This window comes from Paenibacillus sp. BJ-4 (assembly GCF_020404765.1).
Taxonomy (GTDB): domain Bacteria; phylum Bacillota; class Bacilli; order Paenibacillales; family Paenibacillaceae; genus Paenibacillus.
The window spans coordinates 169,107-185,179 of the sequence record NZ_JAIVEM010000140.1 but is presented as its reverse complement, the minus strand read 5'-3'; the positions used below and the strand labels follow the sequence as shown (position 1 = coordinate 185,179).

At 46.9% G+C, this 16,073-nt stretch carries 14 protein-coding genes and 2 riboswitches; of the genes, 9 read left to right on the top strand and 5 right to left on the bottom strand.

Annotated features, from left to right (window positions below):
- Positions 1-5: 5 nt before the first annotated feature.
- The 3 genes from LCF57_RS20425 to LCF57_RS20415 are packed head-to-tail and all read right to left on the bottom strand — an operon-like array spanning position 6 to position 3,362.
- On the bottom strand, positions 6-821 hold the full coding sequence (locus LCF57_RS20425; RefSeq protein ID WP_226002337.1) for an ABC transporter permease: 816 nt from the start codon (positions 819-821) through the stop codon (positions 6-8).
- Positions 822-836: 15 nt separating this feature from the next.
- Positions 837-1,766 carry a nickel ABC transporter permease gene (gene nikB, locus LCF57_RS20420; RefSeq protein WP_226002336.1) on the bottom strand — a complete coding sequence of 310 codons (930 nt, stop codon included), beginning with the start codon at positions 1,764-1,766 and terminating at the stop codon, positions 837-839.
- Positions 1,767-1,781: 15 nt separating this feature from the next.
- A complete protein-coding gene (locus LCF57_RS20415; RefSeq protein WP_226002335.1) occupies positions 1,782-3,362 on the bottom strand; it encodes an ABC transporter substrate-binding protein in 1,581 nt (526 codons plus the stop codon).
- 201 nt (positions 3,363-3,563) lie between these two features.
- Positions 3,564-3,765: riboswitch (cobalamin riboswitch) on the bottom strand.
- Positions 3,766-4,304: 539 nt separating this feature from the next.
- Here LCF57_RS20415 and LCF57_RS20410 point away from each other — a divergent pair.
- From LCF57_RS20410 to LCF57_RS20395, 4 genes are all read left to right on the top strand, one after another.
- On the top strand, positions 4,305-4,739 hold the full coding sequence (locus LCF57_RS20410; RefSeq protein WP_226002334.1) for a hypothetical protein: 435 nt from the start codon (positions 4,305-4,307) through the stop codon (positions 4,737-4,739).
- Between the two features lie 2 nt (positions 4,740-4,741).
- Positions 4,742-4,906 (top strand): hypothetical protein, encoded by a 165-nt coding sequence (locus LCF57_RS20405; protein WP_226002333.1) that lies wholly within the window; start codon positions 4,742-4,744, stop codon positions 4,904-4,906.
- Positions 4,907-5,167: 261 nt separating this feature from the next.
- A complete protein-coding gene (locus LCF57_RS20400) occupies positions 5,168-5,908 on the top strand; it encodes a hypothetical protein (protein ID WP_226002332.1) in 741 nt (246 codons plus the stop codon).
- A 20-nt stretch (positions 5,909-5,928) separates the two neighbouring features.
- Entirely contained in the window at positions 5,929-6,234 is a 306-nt protein-coding gene (locus tag LCF57_RS20395) for a hypothetical protein (RefSeq protein WP_226002331.1), read from the top strand.
- 78 nt (positions 6,235-6,312) lie between these two features.
- Here the strand turns inward: LCF57_RS20395 and LCF57_RS20390 are convergent, their stop codons facing one another.
- Together LCF57_RS20390 and LCF57_RS20385 are read right to left on the bottom strand one after the other, a co-directional pair.
- Positions 6,313-7,620 carry a nucleobase:cation symporter-2 family protein gene (locus LCF57_RS20390; RefSeq protein ID WP_226002330.1) on the bottom strand — a complete coding sequence of 436 codons (1,308 nt, stop codon included), beginning with the start codon at positions 7,618-7,620 and terminating at the stop codon, positions 6,313-6,315.
- Positions 7,614-8,231 carry a xanthine phosphoribosyltransferase gene (locus tag LCF57_RS20385; protein ID WP_226002329.1) on the bottom strand — a complete coding sequence of 206 codons (618 nt, stop codon included), beginning with the start codon at positions 8,229-8,231 and terminating at the stop codon, positions 7,614-7,616. Before LCF57_RS20385 ends, LCF57_RS20390 begins: the two co-directional genes overlap by 7 nt.
- A 159-nt stretch (positions 8,232-8,390) precedes the next feature.
- Positions 8,391-8,494, bottom strand: a riboswitch (purine riboswitch).
- Positions 8,495-8,821: 327 nt separating this feature from the next.
- Between LCF57_RS20385 and rhaB the strand changes: the two genes are divergently transcribed.
- The 5 genes from rhaB (at position 8,822) to LCF57_RS20360 (ending at position 16,000) form a co-directional block, all read left to right on the top strand.
- Positions 8,822-10,300 (top strand): rhamnulokinase, encoded by a 1,479-nt coding sequence (rhaB, locus tag LCF57_RS20380; protein WP_226002328.1) that lies wholly within the window; start codon positions 8,822-8,824, stop codon positions 10,298-10,300.
- 15 nt (positions 10,301-10,315) lie between these two features.
- Positions 10,316-11,572, top strand: a complete 1,257-nt coding sequence (gene rhaA / locus LCF57_RS20375; protein ID WP_226002327.1) for an L-rhamnose isomerase — start codon at positions 10,316-10,318, stop codon at positions 11,570-11,572.
- A 53-nt stretch (positions 11,573-11,625) separates the two neighbouring features.
- Positions 11,626-12,471, top strand: coding sequence for a rhamnulose-1-phosphate aldolase (gene rhaD / locus LCF57_RS20370; RefSeq protein ID WP_226002326.1), 846 nt, complete (start codon positions 11,626-11,628; stop codon positions 12,469-12,471).
- Positions 12,472-12,701: 230 nt separating this feature from the next.
- A complete protein-coding gene (locus LCF57_RS20365) occupies positions 12,702-13,595 on the top strand; it encodes an AraC family transcriptional regulator (protein ID WP_226002325.1) in 894 nt (297 codons plus the stop codon).
- Positions 13,596-13,753: 158 nt separating this feature from the next.
- Positions 13,754-16,000, top strand: coding sequence for a GDYXXLXY domain-containing protein (locus tag LCF57_RS20360; RefSeq protein ID WP_226002596.1), 2,247 nt, complete (start codon positions 13,754-13,756; stop codon positions 15,998-16,000).
- Positions 16,001-16,073: the final 73 nt, after the last annotated feature.

Sequence of the window (16,073 nt, the reverse complement as noted above, 5' to 3'; positions counted from 1 at the left end):
CTCCACTATTTCACCGCCCCCTTTTCCGAAAAGCGGTCACCCAGCAACTGACACGCAAGCACAAACAGCATAATCGCCAAGCCCGGGAAAATCATGACATGCGGTGCCACCTGAAAATATGAAGTTGCATCATGCAGCATCACACCCCACTCTGGCTTGGGGGGCTGTACACCCAATCCAAGAAAGGAAAGCCCGGCGATCATCAGTACCACGCGCCCGATATCCCATACCGCATAAACAAACAACTGCGGCAACACTTGCGGCAATACATAACATCTCAGGATTCGTACGTGTGAATTGCCGGATAGACGGGCATATCGCACATAGTCCTCCTGACAGGCTTTTTGAACCAGACTGCGGATATAGCGGACATAGCCGGCCCACCGTACCGCAATAATAGCCAAGGTCATGTTAACAAAACTCGGGCCCAAAATCCCCACAATCGCCACCGTCAAAATAATATCTGGAAAAGCCAGTACGCCGTCGATTCCTCGCATGATCAGCTGATCCACACGCCCACGTACATAACCAATGAGCAAGCCTATCGGCAGACTGACACTCAGCGTAGCTACAGTAATTGCGCACGCGATTAACACACTCGTCCGAATTCCGTAAATTAGCCGTGACAGTACATCCCGCCCTAGATGATCCGTACCAAAAGGATATTCCCGGCTCGGTGAGGCTAGACGATTCAGAAGGTCCACATTCAGAGGATCATGAGGAGCAACCCATGGAGCCAGCACACCGAGCAAGACGATCAAGCCAAACAGCACACCGCCTGTCAGCAAGCTTCCTTTAGAGGAAAACCGTTTCCTTTTCATTTCCAGCTTCCTCCCCTAACGCAAACGCAGCCTCGGATCTATCGCCGTCTGGACCACATCTACCAAACACTGAACACCTACAATTAAAAATGCAGCAAAAATAACATATCCTTGAATCACCGGGTAATCCCGCTGCGTAATCGCATCTATAAAATACTTGCCCAAACCCGGCCATGAAAAAATCGTCTCTACGATAACATTACCTGCAAGCATAAATGACAGATTTGTACCTAACAGCGTAATAATGGGCAGAATGGCATGCTTAAATACCTCAAAAAACAGAATATGCGTACGGGAGAAGCCTCTAGCCTTCGCCGCTTTTACAAAATTCCGATCGCCCAGCTCCAGCATTTGCGCACGCAGCACACGAGCTTGTACGGCCCCCAAGCCTCCACCAAGGGTCAGGGCTGGCAGCACTAGATGTGTCCAGTCCTCCCGGCCCATGGATGGAAGCCAGCCCAGACAAACGGAAAACAAATAGATCAACAGAAAGCCAAGCCAAAAGGAAGGAATGGACGAGCCCAGCAGAGCCAAAAGTCTGCTCAGACGATCCAGCGGGCCGCTGGACTTTACCGAGGCGGCCAGTCCCATCCCCAGAGTCAGCACGGTCATAACGGAAAAGCCCGCCGAAGCCAGCTCCACAGTGGCAGGCAGTCTGTTCCACAGTTCGGCCAGCACCGACTCCTTGGATACATACGAGGTGCCCCAATGCCCTGTGAACACATCCCGCAGCCAGTTCACATACTGAATATGAAGCGGCTCGTTCAAGCCCAACTCCTTCCGCAGCGCCGTCAACGCCTCCTCAGAGGCAGGTACATTATGTGCGGTAAGCAAAATGGTAGCAGGGTCCCCCGGGGCTAGTCTCATCAGTACAAAAGTCACCGTGGAGACGGCGAATACAATGATGACCAGCTGCGCCGCACGTTCCAGAATAAAACGAATCATAGGATGCACAGCCCGTTATTTCGCAATATCGGATTGCGCTGTAATATAGTAGTATTCAATCGGATGGGGCGTAAAGCCCTGCACCCCTTTTTTCACACCAAATACATTGTCAGGATGCACAATGAACGACTGCGGCAAATCCGTATTAATGATATCTAACGCTTGCAGTGTCTCCGTATTGCGCTCTGCTGTATTTTTCGCCAGCTTCAGCTTGCCAAGGATGTTCTCCAGCGGTTTGGAGACATATCGGCTCACGTTAGCTTCGCTTTTCGAGGAATAAAAGGTATCCATAAAATATTGCGGCTCCCCTGTATGGGCCGTCAGCATGCTGTACATGGCAAAATCCCAATCGTTTTTGGTTAACGCCTCGTCGATATTTTCCACCTTGCGAATCTTGACCTGGATACCCTCTTTCAGCAATTGGCTCTGAATGACCTCAGCCATCACAGATAGCTCCGGACGCTGAGGAAAGGTCAGCAGCGTAACCTCGAACGGCTTGCCTTGCTTGGTCCATATACCTTGGGCGTCCTTTTGCCAGCCATCCTTCGTCAGCAATTGCTCCGGCGTTCCGTCCAACGCTTTACGCTCGACCTTCCCGAAGGGAAGAATGCTCGAAAATGGACTGCTTGCCTCCGTGCCAAAGCCCCTCATGACCGCACTCACAATCGATGCGCGTGGAATCAGACTATCCACGACCTTGCGGTTCGCTGCATCCTTGAACACAGGCGACTCCATATTGTACACGATCATATGGGTACGCAAGGAAGGAGCCGACAGCACCTGCAGCTTGTCGTTTTTTTTCAAGACCTCCGCGTTATCCACCGGAATATCCGTCGCTACATCCACCTCGCCGGATTGCAGCGCCATCAGGCGCGAATTGCCATCCGTAATGAACTTCATTGTCGCTTCAGCCAGCCGGGCCTTCTCTCCCCAATATCCATCATAGCGTTCCACGACCAAGGATTGATCCTTGTTGAATGCTTTGATTTTAAAAGCACCGGTCATCGCAGGATAACTCTGCTCATCTTTCATAGATGCCACGTCCAGCACAATCGTTGACGGATCAGCCAGATTGGACACCAGTGCTGCGTTCGGCTGGTTTGTCGTAATTTTCAGTGCCAACGGGCCGCTTACGTCAATGGACTTCACATCCAGTAAATCCTTTGCCAGATGGCTTTTTTCAATAGAGCGGAGCAGGGAAGCCTTTACACTTGCTGCATCCATACGCTTTCCATCGTGAAAAGTAACCTTATCCTGCAAGCTGAACGTCCAGACAGTAGGACTGTCCTGCTTCCATCCTCTCGCCAACCAAGCCACAGGCTCCAGCTTTTCATTCAGACGAACAAGCGTCTCACCTGCACCGGATCGCATGACATCCCAGCTATTATCTCCGTGCGGGTCAACGCCAGACGGTTTCCAAGTGTACGCCATCACCAGCTTTTTATCCGCTGCGTTCTGTTGGATGGGTGTCTGCCCGTTCTTGGTAGAGCCGGCCGTTTGATCGGATGTGGAGCATGCTGCCATAGCCATTACGGCCATAAGCAGCATCAATCCCGTACCTATGAACCGTGAACGTCTTTTACGATTGCTTATCATTTTATTGATCCCCTCCATCTTGTAATTTCATCTATATCTAACGCGAAAAAAGCATCCCCGACCGCATGATCAGCAGTCAGAAATGCTTTCATTATAAAATGCCAAAGCTCACCCTCAGCCCCTCTAAAAAAGGGGGATCGGTCGGTTTCAGACATTCCGTATGCAGCACGCCTAACCACCTCCCCAGCATCCCGTGGGTCCGACAGTGATGTTAAAACAGGCAGGTCTCCTGACTTCAGGCGTATCTTTCAGGCCTTCCCGGTTCGTCACAGTTCCAGTGGCTGTTCTGAAAGCTCCAGCAGTACCCTGCTGATGCCTGTATACAGTGGCGGGTCCGTGTCGGAATGTACCGAACTTCCCTTTTAAGCGAACACGTACAGCAACCACTACGAGGTCTCAACAAAACCCTGTAAGTGGAAAGTATAGTTCACACCTGTTTTCTTCCTTTATTCCTTTATATTACGATTTAGGACTATCTTATTTTGTTGCTACAGGCTTGTCAACAAATGCAGCGTAATATTTTAAATTTTAATGATACGATGAGAATCAAGGCTGTGGATCACCACCACGGCGCGCTGCATAACTGAATGTTAGTGCAAACGAAATCCACCGTTAGGCCCCAACCTAATTACGCGGTGGGTTTTCGCTTGTTCCGAAATTTTTACACCTGTCTCTTCCTACCACTCTAGCAATTCCTTCCAGTAGATTATCAAGCCCCTAATATTCATTTGAGAAATACCTTCAACTTCTTGGCTCTTGCTAAACTATCAATTCCAACGTCACAAGGCTATCAATAAATGTCGTATATATCCAACTAATGGGTTATTGCTAATACAAATACAGATAAATATATTCATATATTCCATAAAAAGGTTGAAAATGTTGATAGACTTGTTTATGCTATTTTACGGATTTACAATTTTTTTCAAGGAGGCGCTTTGTATGAAAGTAAAGTTTCTACCACAAGCTTTTCTAGCTGCAACGTTAGTCATCTCTTGGGGAGTCGCCAGTCCAGCAATCTCCCATGCTGAGAAAGGGGGAAAAATCCCTGACAAAATGTTAGCGGGTACCATCATCCAATATGATGAGAACAATAACATGGTTGTATTGGAAAAAGGAACTCCGGTACCTGAACAGCAAAAATCTAAAGCTGCTATTGCCCCACTGACTGCTGAACAACAGGTTGAGCTAGAAAAAGAAAAACAAGAGGATAAAGAGATCGAAGAAGCAACCAAATCACTGCCGGTATATCATATTGATAACCCTGACCCTCAGCCTGGTTTAAAAGTAATTTATGACGGCGAAGGTTTTATCAAAGATATTATCTTGCCTGATCAAAAGGAAATCAACTGGGACTTATACATATGGAGATCATGATAATGAAATTAAAATTCGCGGAACATCTGATGGCTATGTTCGAGGCACAGGGAGAGGAACAAACTTCACAGACACGTATGGGGAAAATTCCAATAGACTCGAAAAAGGTGACTGTGCAACAAAAGGAGCCATTGATAGCCCCAAGTTTGGGACACAAATTCGGGTAAGGAATTATGATAATAATACCGTAGCTAATTTTTATAAAGCTGATAATGGGAGTCTTCCAGATGCAGTCATTGATATTTGGAAAACGGGTGTAGAGAAGTTAGGTTTAGAATGGCATTCGTACGTCTCATTTTCAGCAAGATATTCCTATGATTTTTAATATCTTTATACCAAAAAAGGATAGGATCTCGCGTCCTATCCTTTCCCTTTTCGTTATCATATTCAGTTTGATTCATCACCTATCTCAGAAAGGATGCTTCGTTTTGAGAACAAGCAGCTACAAATTCTTCAGATTCTTTATACTTTCCCTGCTCGTGCCAGCTTTATTGTCATCCTGCTCTCCCTCTTCTACCCCACCAACAGAATCATCTGTACCCATAAATGAAAAAGTAGCGGCGCCCGGAAAAGGCCAATATCTATCCATGACTTATACAGAATATGTGAACGGGAAAAATGCAGATCAAGGCATGGTTATGCGAGTTATGACATACGACCTAAACAGTAAAAAATTGACCAAGCTGGCCGATGTTCCTTATACCTCTCAATACCCGCTTTCTGTAGTGTCCTTGCCTGATCACAAAATCTATTATTCTGCCGATGTTGATGACAAGGGAGACCAATTATTTTCGTACGACTTGAATACCAAAAAAACCGAACAGCTTACCGATAATTTGTTTGCCATCAATGATATCGTACCAACTACTCCGGATGGCTCCCTCGTTCTAGTTGCGGTAAAAAAAGGAGAGCGGACACTTAAAACTATCTTCTACAATAAAACAGCGCATGCCATGAAATTTATGCATGATGAAAACCAAGATGAACAAACTTGGTCTATAGCCTATAATTCAGCAAAAAAACAATTTACAATTCACAGTATTCGGAGAGGGAGCGAGAGAAACAAAGTGACATCTCAGACCGAACACAGACCATTATGGTCCCCCCGGACAACAAGGTTACAGAAATCAATAGCGTCACCAAACAAGAGCGTTCTATCATCACACTGAAAAAAGAGAAAATATCTTCAATGTCCAGCAGTAATGATAAGCTGCTCCTCGTAACTACCAATTTAATTAATTCCGGCAAAATTGAGTATAGTCTGATTGATATTGCAACAGGTAAACGCACCAAAATAAAGTTGCCCTTTTTATCCCGCCAATTTGTCTATATGTCCCCGGACGGCAAGGGGGTCTATTATTTGGGCAGCACTTCTCAGAAAAATCAGGAAGAAGGACGCGGCGTATACTATTATGACTTCACATCGAAAATTCAAACCCCCATTTTCATACAAGAAGAGGGTTTTATCAATAACTTCATGCTGCTGAACAAGTAATCATTCTGTTGAACTATGCCAAAAAGCCGGAAAGAAGCTTACGCTTTCTCTCCGGCTTTCTTTATCTGATTCCAATCCTTAAACCTTCTGCGGAACCTCCGCCACAGTTACACCCTTGACTGACTTCCCCTGTTTTCTCGTCAAAACGATGTTCAGGACAATGGCCGTAATCGAGCCGGATACGATGCCGTTTTGCAGCAGCATCTTAGCAAAGCTCGGCAATTGGTCGAACATTTGCGGTAGAACGGCAGAGCCAAGGCCCACGGCAATGCTGCACGCCGCAATCAGCAGATTGCTTTCCTTCCGCAGGTCTACTTCGGACAAAATGGACATGCCGGATACAGCTACCGAACCGAACATGACGATCATCGCACCGCCCAGCACAGCGTTAGGAATCACTGTCGTCAAGGCAGCTAGCTTAGGCAACAAACCAAGAACAACCATGATGCCCCCTGCTGCAAAAATAACGTTACGCGATTTGACGCGAGTCAGCGAGATCAGACCGACATTTTGTGAAAAAGCTGTGTAAGGGAAAGCATTAAAAATACCGCCCAGCATAACCGCAAGTCCTTCGGAACGTAGTCCATTGACGATTTGCTTCTGCTCCACCTTTTGATCAATCGCCTTGCCTACTGCCAGATAAACGCCCGTAGATTCAACCATGCTGACAATATTAACGATAATCATCGTACATACTGCCATAATGCTAAACTCCGGCTTGCCAAAATAAAATGGCTGTGCGACACTCACCCATGAGGCATCCGCCACGGGAGCAAAATGTACCATTCCCATCGCATAAGCAACCACAGTACCCGCAAACAGACCGATGAGCACAGAAATCGAGCGTAAAAAGCCCTTGGCCACTCGATTTACAAGCAGAATAACCAGTAATGTAATCAACGCCAGCAGCAAATTACGCGGCTGTCCAAAATCTGCGCTACCCTGTCCACCAGCTACATTATTCATCGCTACCGGAATGAGGGACAGACCGATAATGGTAACAACCGAGCCGGTAACCACGGTTGGGAAAAAGCGTAGCAGCTTGCCATACAGCGGTGCCGCAAGCACCACGAATATACCGGACAATATAATGGCCCCATACGCGGTCGCCAAATTCGAGGTCGAGGCAATTGCGATCAGCGGTCCTACCGCCGTAAACGTACAGCCTAAGATGACCGGTAATCTGCTGCCGAAAAACCGTGTGCCCATGATCTGTAACAACGTGGCAATTCCACAGGTGAACAGATCGGCGGCTACCAGATATGCCATTTGGGCTGGCGTCAGGTGCAATGCTCCTCCTACAATCAAAGGTACGGCAATCGCTCCGGCGTACATCGCCATGACATGCTGGAAGCCCAGTGCAAATAACTTTTGTTTGCTTAACATCCCACATTCTCCTTAACGGGAGGAATTACCACGCCAGCTTCCTCTATAAAATGAACCTCGCCTGGTGCCATGGAAGCGATACGTGCAAGAGAGCGAACAGCAATCCCTCTTTGCTCCAATAGTCCACGGCCTTCCTGAAAGCTCTTTTCAATGACGCAGCCAACCCCGGCCAGCTCCGCTCCTGCTTCCTTCACAATATCCGTAAGCCCAACCAAGGCTGCACCAGTAGCCAGAAAATCATCCACGATTAGTACATGGTCGCTGGCATCCAGATATTTTCGGGAAATACTCACCTGATAGGTTTCCTGCCGTGTGAACGAATGAACCTCAGCGAAGTATACCTGCTCATTCAGCGTGATGGCCTTCTTTTTCTTTCCATAAATGAACGGGACACCCAAGGCAATGGCTGTAGCCATGGCAAATTGAATACCACTTGCTTCAATCGTAAGCACCTTGGTAATCGGGGCGCTGCCGAACAGGCGTGCGAATTCCTTACCAATGTCCAGTGCCAATGCTGTATCCACCTGATGATTCAAAAATGAATCTACCTTTAATACGGTGTCAGATAAAATCTGTCCTTCTTGACGAATACGTTCCTCCAAAGCTTTCATTACGCCGATATCGCTCCTTCTGTAATTGAAAATAGAATAAAACCTGCCAAAAACCAAAAAAGGACAGGCTCCCTTGAGTTGTTTCTCAAGTGAAGCCTGTCCTTGGGGTTATCGTCCCTTGACGGATTGGGGTACAAATAATTGTCCGCATTCATCCGAAGCCGATGCGCTACCACTCATAGTCGGATGATTACAGTGGTCATCCGGTAGAAACTTTTGGGCCGTATCCCCAATATTATACGAGTCATATGAAATTGATATCTTGTATACTACACCCTCTGGCTGGCGGTTTCAAGACTATTTTTCACACAGACGACGGCACCTGAAGAACCTTCCACAATTTGAAAATCGGCAAATCGTATCACCCTCTGTTTAAGTACATAAATGGTAGAAAACAGATATTAAAAAACAAAAAGACACACAAAACAACATGTAATTTTATTTATAATTTTAAAAACAAAAATAAAACCAAAAAATAAACTTCCGTTTCTGTTGACTACACAGATAAACGGAAGTAGTATGGAATTAGTTAAGAAATAAAAGGCAGACTTTCAGACTGCCGGGATTTTACCCATGCAAGGAGATTGGATATGAATAATTATCTTGCTGTTGATATTGGAGCTTCAAGCGGAAGGCTCGTGAGTGCAACTCTACAAGGTGACCAGCTTCACTTGCAAGAGCTTCATCGGTTCAACAACTCCTTTACCGAAAAGGACGGACATGATTACTGGAATATCGACGTTCTGCTGGATGAGATTATTCAGGGCTTGCAAAAAGCTAAACAGAACGGAATTCATTCCTGTACGCTCGGTATTGATACATGGGCTGTAGATTACGTGCTGCTTGATAAGAGAGGTAACCGCATTCATGACGTATACGCTTACCGTGATGCACGCACCCTTCATGCGCCCGACAGGCTGCACCAGCTCATCAGTCGAGAGACTGTATATGAAAAAACAGGCATTCAGGAGCTCAACTTTAATACGCTGTATCAACTGTTCGTCCATGATCGGGAACAGCTTGCCCAGGCGGATAAAATATTGATGGTTCCTGATTATCTGTACTACCGCCTGACAGGCATCATGGTCAATGAAATGACGAATGCATCCACGATGCAGCTTCTCAACGTGAACACCGGCGAGTTTGATGAAGACCTGCTGTCCCTGCTCCAGCTTCGGCGCGATCAATTTTCGGAGCTGGCTGAACCTGGGCGGGTTCTGGGTTCTCTTTTGCCGGAGCTTGTTCAAAAGTACGATCTTCCAGACTGCCAAATCATTCTTGTGCCTACGCACGATACCGCATCGGCTGTTGCAGGGGTTCCATCACAGCGGGAAGAATCATGGGCTTATATAAGCAGCGGAACATGGTCACTACTGGGAATGGAGCGAGCCGAGGCCTTAAATACCCAGGCAGCCATGCAGGCGAACTACACTAATGAGTGGGGTGCCTACGGTACGTACCGTTTTTTGAAAAATATTATGGGATTGTGGATGATTCAGGAGGTGAGAAGAGAAGGTGGCTCCGCGCATAGCTTTGCCGAATTGGCCCAACTGGCTTCAGCAGAGACACCGTTTGCCAGTCTTGTCCTCTGCAACCAGTCCTCATTCTTAAATCCGGATAGTATGATCCTTGAGATTCAGCGATTCTGCGAAGAAACGGGGCAGCCCATCCCCCGGACGCCGGGTGCGCTCGCCCGCTGTATTTTTGACAGTCTGGCCTTAAGCTACCGGGATGCCTTACATGAACTACAACGTTTAACAGACGAAACGGTTGCCAAATTGCACATTGTCGGTGGGGGCAGCAACAACGAATTACTATGCCAGCTAACAGCCGATCTTTTGGAAATTGAGGTTCAGGCAGGTCCTCCTGAATCTACAGCTATCGGTAATATTATCGTGCAATTAATCAGCTCCGGTGTCCTTGAAGACCTCAAAGCTGCTGGCAGAGTCATTGCCCAATCCTTCCCGACTCGCCTCTATAAGCCGCAAGTGTTGGAAGGCTCGAAAGATCTGCTGGATCGCTGGGAACACCTTAAGAGACAAACCATGTCCACTACTCAAATATCTTAATAAAGGAGTAAAGCCATGAACGAAGCCATTGAAGCCAGTTATAACGAAGCGAAAAAGCTGTATGCCCGCCACGGTATCCAGGTGGATGACATTTTACGCAAGCTTTCAGAGATCAAAATATCCTTACACTGCTGGCAGGGAGACGATGTGCAGGGGTTCCTGTTCAAAGACAAACAGCTTAGTGGAGGAATTGCCGTAACGGGCAGTTACCCGGGCAGAGCAGGAACCCCGGATGAGTTGCGTCAGGATTTGGAAAAAGCCCTATCGCTCATTCCAGGTCAGCATAAGGTTAATCTACATGCCATCTATGCGGATACGACAGAACAGGTGGATCTGGATCAACTGGAGCCACGCCATTTTCAGAACTGGGTAGATTGGGCCAAACAGCAAGGGCTTGGGCTTGATTTTAATCCAACCCTCTTCTCCCATCCCAAAGCGGAGGACGGCTTTACACTGAGCCACAAGGACCCGGAAATTCGTGATTTCTGGATCACACACTGCAAAAAATCACGCAGAATTGCCGAGTATTTTGGAAAAGAACTCGGTCAGCCATGTGTTACAAATCACTGGATGCCGGATGGTTATAAGGATACCCCGGTTGACCGCCTGGCTCCAAGAGAACGTCTGCGCGATGCACTGGACGAAATTTTCAGCGAGGAAATCAGCGAGCAATACAACATTGATGCGGTTGAAAGCAAGCTGTTCGGCATCGGCTCAGAAAGCTATGTCGTCGGCTCACATGAATTTTATATGGGCTACGCCCTGACACGCGGTAAATCTATCTGTCTTGATGCCGGCCACTTCCATCCAACGGAAGTCATTTCGAACAAACTGTCGTCCGTGCTCATGTTCACCGATCAATTATTGCTTCACGTCAGCAGACCGGTTCGTTGGGACAGCGACCATGTCGTGACGATGGATGACGAATTGCTCGACATTGCCCGTGAGCTGGTTCGCGGAGAACTGCTTTCCCGAACCCATATCGGCCTTGATTTCTTTGATGGCAGCATCAACCATGTGGCAGCATGGGTCATCGGAACACGCAATACGATCAAAGCGCTGCTTCGCGCCATGCTGGAACCGATTGAGGAGCTAAAAAAGGCGGAGGAGGAAAGAGACTTCACTACTCGTCTTGCCTTGGTCGAGGAATTTAAATCGTATCCGTTCGGTGCCGTCTGGGATTACTATTGCGCTCAAAACGGTGTCCCCGTTCGTGAGGAATGGCTGGCCGAAGTTAAAAACTATGAACAACAGGAACTGCTAAAACGGTAATTACCGCATGTATACGCTTGTATGTCTAAATCATCCAAAGGGAGAGATCATCCATGACTACTGTACTGGAGAATCAAAAAGAACGAAAATCGGGGCTCGATATCCCATTCGTCCGCGAGATGGCGGAAATTACGCAAAACATGTGGAAATTCGGCTGGGATGAGCGTAACGGAGGCAATGTCAGCTATATTCTGGATGAAGCAGAGGTTGCAAAATATATGGATATCCATCATGTTATTCGTACGATCAAACCTGCTTTTCCTGTGCATGAGCTGGCAGGCAAATATTTTATCGTCACCGGATCAGGTAAATATTTCAAAAATGTTCTTGCCGATCCCGAAGCAAATCTGGGTGTCCTTCGTGTCTCCCAGGATGGTAAACAGTTGGAACTCTTGTGGGGCCTCAAACATGACGCGGTTCCTACCAGCGAATTGCCTTCGCATTTTATGAGTCACATTGAGCGCTTGAAGGTTGATCCTAACCATCGTGTCGTGATTCATAACCATGCGACCCATGTCATTGCGATGACATTCATTCATAGCTTGGATGAAAACCAGTTCACCAAAACGCTGTGGGAAATGTGTACCGAATGCATCGTGGTCTTTCCGGATGGTATCGGTGTGATTCCTTGGATGGTGCCGGGTTCCAGTGAAATTGGCCGCGAAACGGCAAAAAAAATGAAGGATCATCACGCTGTATTATGGCCTCATCACGGCATTTTCGGAACAGGCAGCTCCATTGATGAAGCGTTTGGCCTGATTGAAACGATTGAAAAGGCAGCACAAATTTATATGCTCATTGCTCACCATGATATTCAGCAACGAATTACGGATCAGGAATTGGCCGATCTGGCCAAAGCCTTTAACGTCACTCCAAAAAAGGGAATTCTGAACGTATAAACATAGGCTACATGTATAGCTCAACTATAAAAGCTCCACGGCTTGTCTTCACCAGGCCACGGAGCTTTTGTTATGCATATCGGGCCATCACCTTTTATGCTGATGGCATATAGAGCTCTTTTTTGATTTAATAACCCTTAATTCCAATGAATTAACTTGTAATTGTACTTTCCTTTATATACAATAAACTCAAAATCCCCTTATCTCCACCAAAGGAGAGGTGACGAGTTATGAAAAAAGTAAAAAATGGAGATCACTTCGACATCGTGGAAGACCACTACTTCACAGCTACCGAACTGGAAAAATCTAGTGCCATATGGCCAGTCCGACTCGGGATGGATATTTCAAAAACCAGCTGTCATGTGGGTCCTAAGGCTGTGCCCTATTTTTATTTCATTTTTGTGCTTGATGGTCAGGCAGAGTTTATTTATAAGCAGAAGAAGTACCGTGTCCAAAAGTCCGATTTATTCTGCTTCTTTCCGCATCTTGCCCATGAATATTACACGGATCGGGAGCACCCGTTGCAAAAGGTATGGATTGCCTTTGAGGGACCCAAATCCCTGGCGCTATTGGAGCGAATCGGGATTAAGCCTTCTGCTCCTTTTATGGCTAACGCGGTAAACAAGGAAATTCTCGAGCTTATCTTCCACCTGTTTTCCATCGTACATGACAGCAACAGACAGGGCAGCGATCTAGCCCGCTTGATTACACTGCATCAGATTTTCGAGGAGCTGTCCCGGAACAAGTCTGACGTGCTTCGCAGCCTGGTATGCTCCGATTATTGGCTCCAGCAGGGGAAAGATTACATTGATATGCATTACTGTGATCGCATTACAATTGAACAAATTGCCGAGCATGTAGGGGTGGATCGTGCGCATTTTTCACGTAAATTCCATTCTACCTTCCTTATCTCCCCAGCCAAGTATTTGCAAAACCTCAAGATTGACCAAGCGAAAAGATTACTGGAGAAGACGACTTACAACTTGTCGATCATTGCCCAATCCATCGGTTACACCGATATGTCCACCTTTTCCAAGGCATTTAAGAAAACAGCAGGAATCCCGCCACGTGAGTATCGCTTCCGGCATCAATCCCGGCAAGAGATTCGTACCGCCAACGCTTAACTGGAGTCCTGCACCGATACAGGAGAATAACCGAAGGAGAACAACCGTATGTCGGTGGCTCTCCTTTTTTTTATGACCTGCTCCTAATTCGCACTTGGTTCTCAGCCCTTTCAACGCTATAATAGGCATCAAACCAACAGGAAAGGTACGTGAACTTAATGCTGCGATTCAATGCGATCCGTACGGGCTATCTGCTGGGCATCTCACTGGTACTGGCCGCGATCATTTATTTCTTTGCCTCTAATTGGGGAGGACTGGATCGGACGGTCAAAATTGTGCTGGCTGCTGCGCTTATTGTTCTGTTCTATGGCTTGTCCTTTGTATTTGCACGTCTACGTGCCATTCCCGGTCAACAAGTTTTTCTGTCCAATGTATTTCTGGTGGCTGGCTGTATTGCCTTTGGCGTTTCTGTGGCGTTGCTCGGTCAAATTTATAATTCCCACGCGGACAGTTACGGGTTGTTTTTGATTTGGTCCGTCCCGGCTCTGCTGCTTAGCTGGATTACCCGTTACAATCCTTTTTATGTGCTGCCCTATGTCCTGATCCACCTCGGCTTGTGGCTTTATTTCTACCCTACGATGCAAGGCGCATCTTATAGCGAGCTGGAATCACTGTCCATAGCAGGGGTGTTCGCCCTGGTCAATCTCGGGTTGTTTCTATTCACGTTCCTCCGTCGTCTAAGCTCTACACCGTTAAAATTTATAAGCTTTATCGTTTTCCACATAGCCTTGCTGACCATGACTAACTCTTTTGCATTTGACGAATATGGGCTTGTCATGAATATACCGTGTATCGCTGTGATTGCTATTGGATTTTATGTATTTATTAAGATTCGACTGAACAAAACGCTGCTAACCTTGAATGCATTGGCGGCCTCTGCCTTTGCTGTCTTTAAATTTATCGAACTGACGGAGGCCTACTTCTCTTCTTTGTTTTTTGTTTTTGGTTTAATTTTTGTGGCGCTGCTGCTGACAGGTAATGTATGGTTTTTCCGTTATTTGAATCGTTTGGGGAAAGCGTCACCGGAGGCTGAAACAGCGGTTCCCGAGGAACGCAGCAATGAATGGATCAGCAAAGCCGTATCCCGTATGATCAAGGTGGTCGGAGTGCTGATCGGCAGTATATCTCTGATCGGGCTAATTACCATTAGCGCAAATGTAAACCACACCGAATATGTACTGCTGAGCGTGTCTTTGCTGCTTATGATTTCGATGATTGTTATTCCCGACTCCAAGCTGGATTCTGTCATACGTTATACCCTGCTGACCATAAGCTATATTACAGGCTGGGCAGCCATTCTATGGTCAGATCAGTCGTTGCTTTCGGTGCTGTTTCTGATCGTTTCTATCGCAGGATGGTTTCGCTCCAGGGGGAAACGGCAGCTATTTTTCGCCTACACCTTTGTGAACCTGAATCTGGCGACCATCTTATTTCAGCAGTTTCAGGAATGGGAGCACTGGAACTGGACCTATGAGTTCATTATCTTCTCTCTTTTCCTCGTCAATGCCGTGTTATATGGAATAAGCTACTTTGTATTCAAAGCAGGTTTACGAGAGCATCTCCGGGATAGCTCGTTATTTTTCAGCTTGGTATTCCTGTTTTGGGCGACGTTTTTCGAGGATGTCATCCCACACTCTTATATGCTGATTAACATTTTTTATTTTGTTGTTGTCACAGGGATGGTCTTCGTCTTTATCCGTCTAAAACAAAAATCGGCAGCAATAACAAGTGTGGTGTTCTGGTTTATTTTTATTGGCTTCAAATACTATGACTTATTGTGGACGCTTTTGTATAAGTCGTTTACGCTGGCGCTGCTGGGCATCATTGCACTCGGCATTACCTGGTGGCTGGATCGCCGCACGCCTCATAGCGGTAAGGCAGCGTTTGAGGCGGATCATCACAGCTTTAGCTTTATGCGTTTAAGCCCGCTGCTCATCGTCATCGTTATTGTGCTGCAGCTGGGTATTATCGGCTTTCAAACCGTCAGAAGCGAAAACCTGCTTGCCACAGGTGCTTCCATTAAGCTCAAGCTGGCCCCTGTAGACCCGCGTTCCCTGCTGCAAGGCGATTACGTTATGCTGAATTACGATATTTCTACCCCACCTCCTTCTTCAAGGACACCTCTTCAGGAGGAAAATTGGAAGCGAGGCAAGGTTAAAGTCGTCCTCACGCCGGGTAGCCAAGGAGTATACACCGCTAATCGCCTGTACCAGAAGGGTGAAAAGCTTGCCAATCATGAGATTGTCTTGAACGGGCAGTGGGATGGTTCCCGCATTCAGTACGGTATTGAGAATTATTTCATTCCCGAAGGGACCGGACGTACTGTTGAACAGAACGCTCATTACGCTTATATTCGGGTCAGCCGCAATGGTGATGCATTGCTGGAACGTTTGGCGGAAAGCTGACCGGAGACCGTGGAGTTTAACGTACTATCGTGTCAAGTGGGCTGCTGTCCCGCTGTTAGACAGGCGATACGCC

Bases quoted from the DNA above. Each gene is read 5' to 3' on its own strand.
- LCF57_RS20425 (WP_226002337.1), bottom strand. From the start codon at position 821: ATGAAAAGGAAACGGTTTTCCTCTAAAGGAAGCTTGCTGACAGGCGGT.
- nikB (WP_226002336.1), bottom strand. From the start codon at position 1,766: ATGATTCGTTTTATTCTGGAACGTGCGGCGCAGCTGGTCATCATTGTA.
- LCF57_RS20415 (WP_226002335.1), bottom strand. From the start codon at position 3,362: ATGATAAGCAATCGTAAAAGACGTTCACGGTTCATAGGTACGGGATTG.
- LCF57_RS20410 (WP_226002334.1), top strand. From the start codon at position 4,305: ATGAAAGTAAAGTTTCTACCACAAGCTTTTCTAGCTGCAACGTTAGTC.
- LCF57_RS20405 (WP_226002333.1), top strand. From the start codon at position 4,742: ATGAAATTAAAATTCGCGGAACATCTGATGGCTATGTTCGAGGCACAG.
- LCF57_RS20395 (WP_226002331.1), top strand. From the start codon at position 5,929: ATGTCCAGCAGTAATGATAAGCTGCTCCTCGTAACTACCAATTTAATT.
- LCF57_RS20390 (WP_226002330.1), bottom strand. From the start codon at position 7,620: ATGTTAAGCAAACAAAAGTTATTTGCACTGGGCTTCCAGCATGTCATG.
- LCF57_RS20385 (WP_226002329.1), bottom strand. From the start codon at position 8,231: ATGAAAGCTTTGGAGGAACGTATTCGTCAAGAAGGACAGATTTTATCT.
- rhaB (WP_226002328.1), top strand. From the start codon at position 8,822: ATGAATAATTATCTTGCTGTTGATATTGGAGCTTCAAGCGGAAGGCTC.
- rhaA (WP_226002327.1), top strand. From the start codon at position 10,316: ATGAACGAAGCCATTGAAGCCAGTTATAACGAAGCGAAAAAGCTGTAT.
- rhaD (WP_226002326.1), top strand. From the start codon at position 11,626: ATGACTACTGTACTGGAGAATCAAAAAGAACGAAAATCGGGGCTCGAT.
- LCF57_RS20365 (WP_226002325.1), top strand. From the start codon at position 12,702: ATGAAAAAAGTAAAAAATGGAGATCACTTCGACATCGTGGAAGACCAC.
- LCF57_RS20360 (WP_226002596.1), top strand. From the start codon at position 13,754: ATGCTGCGATTCAATGCGATCCGTACGGGCTATCTGCTGGGCATCTCA.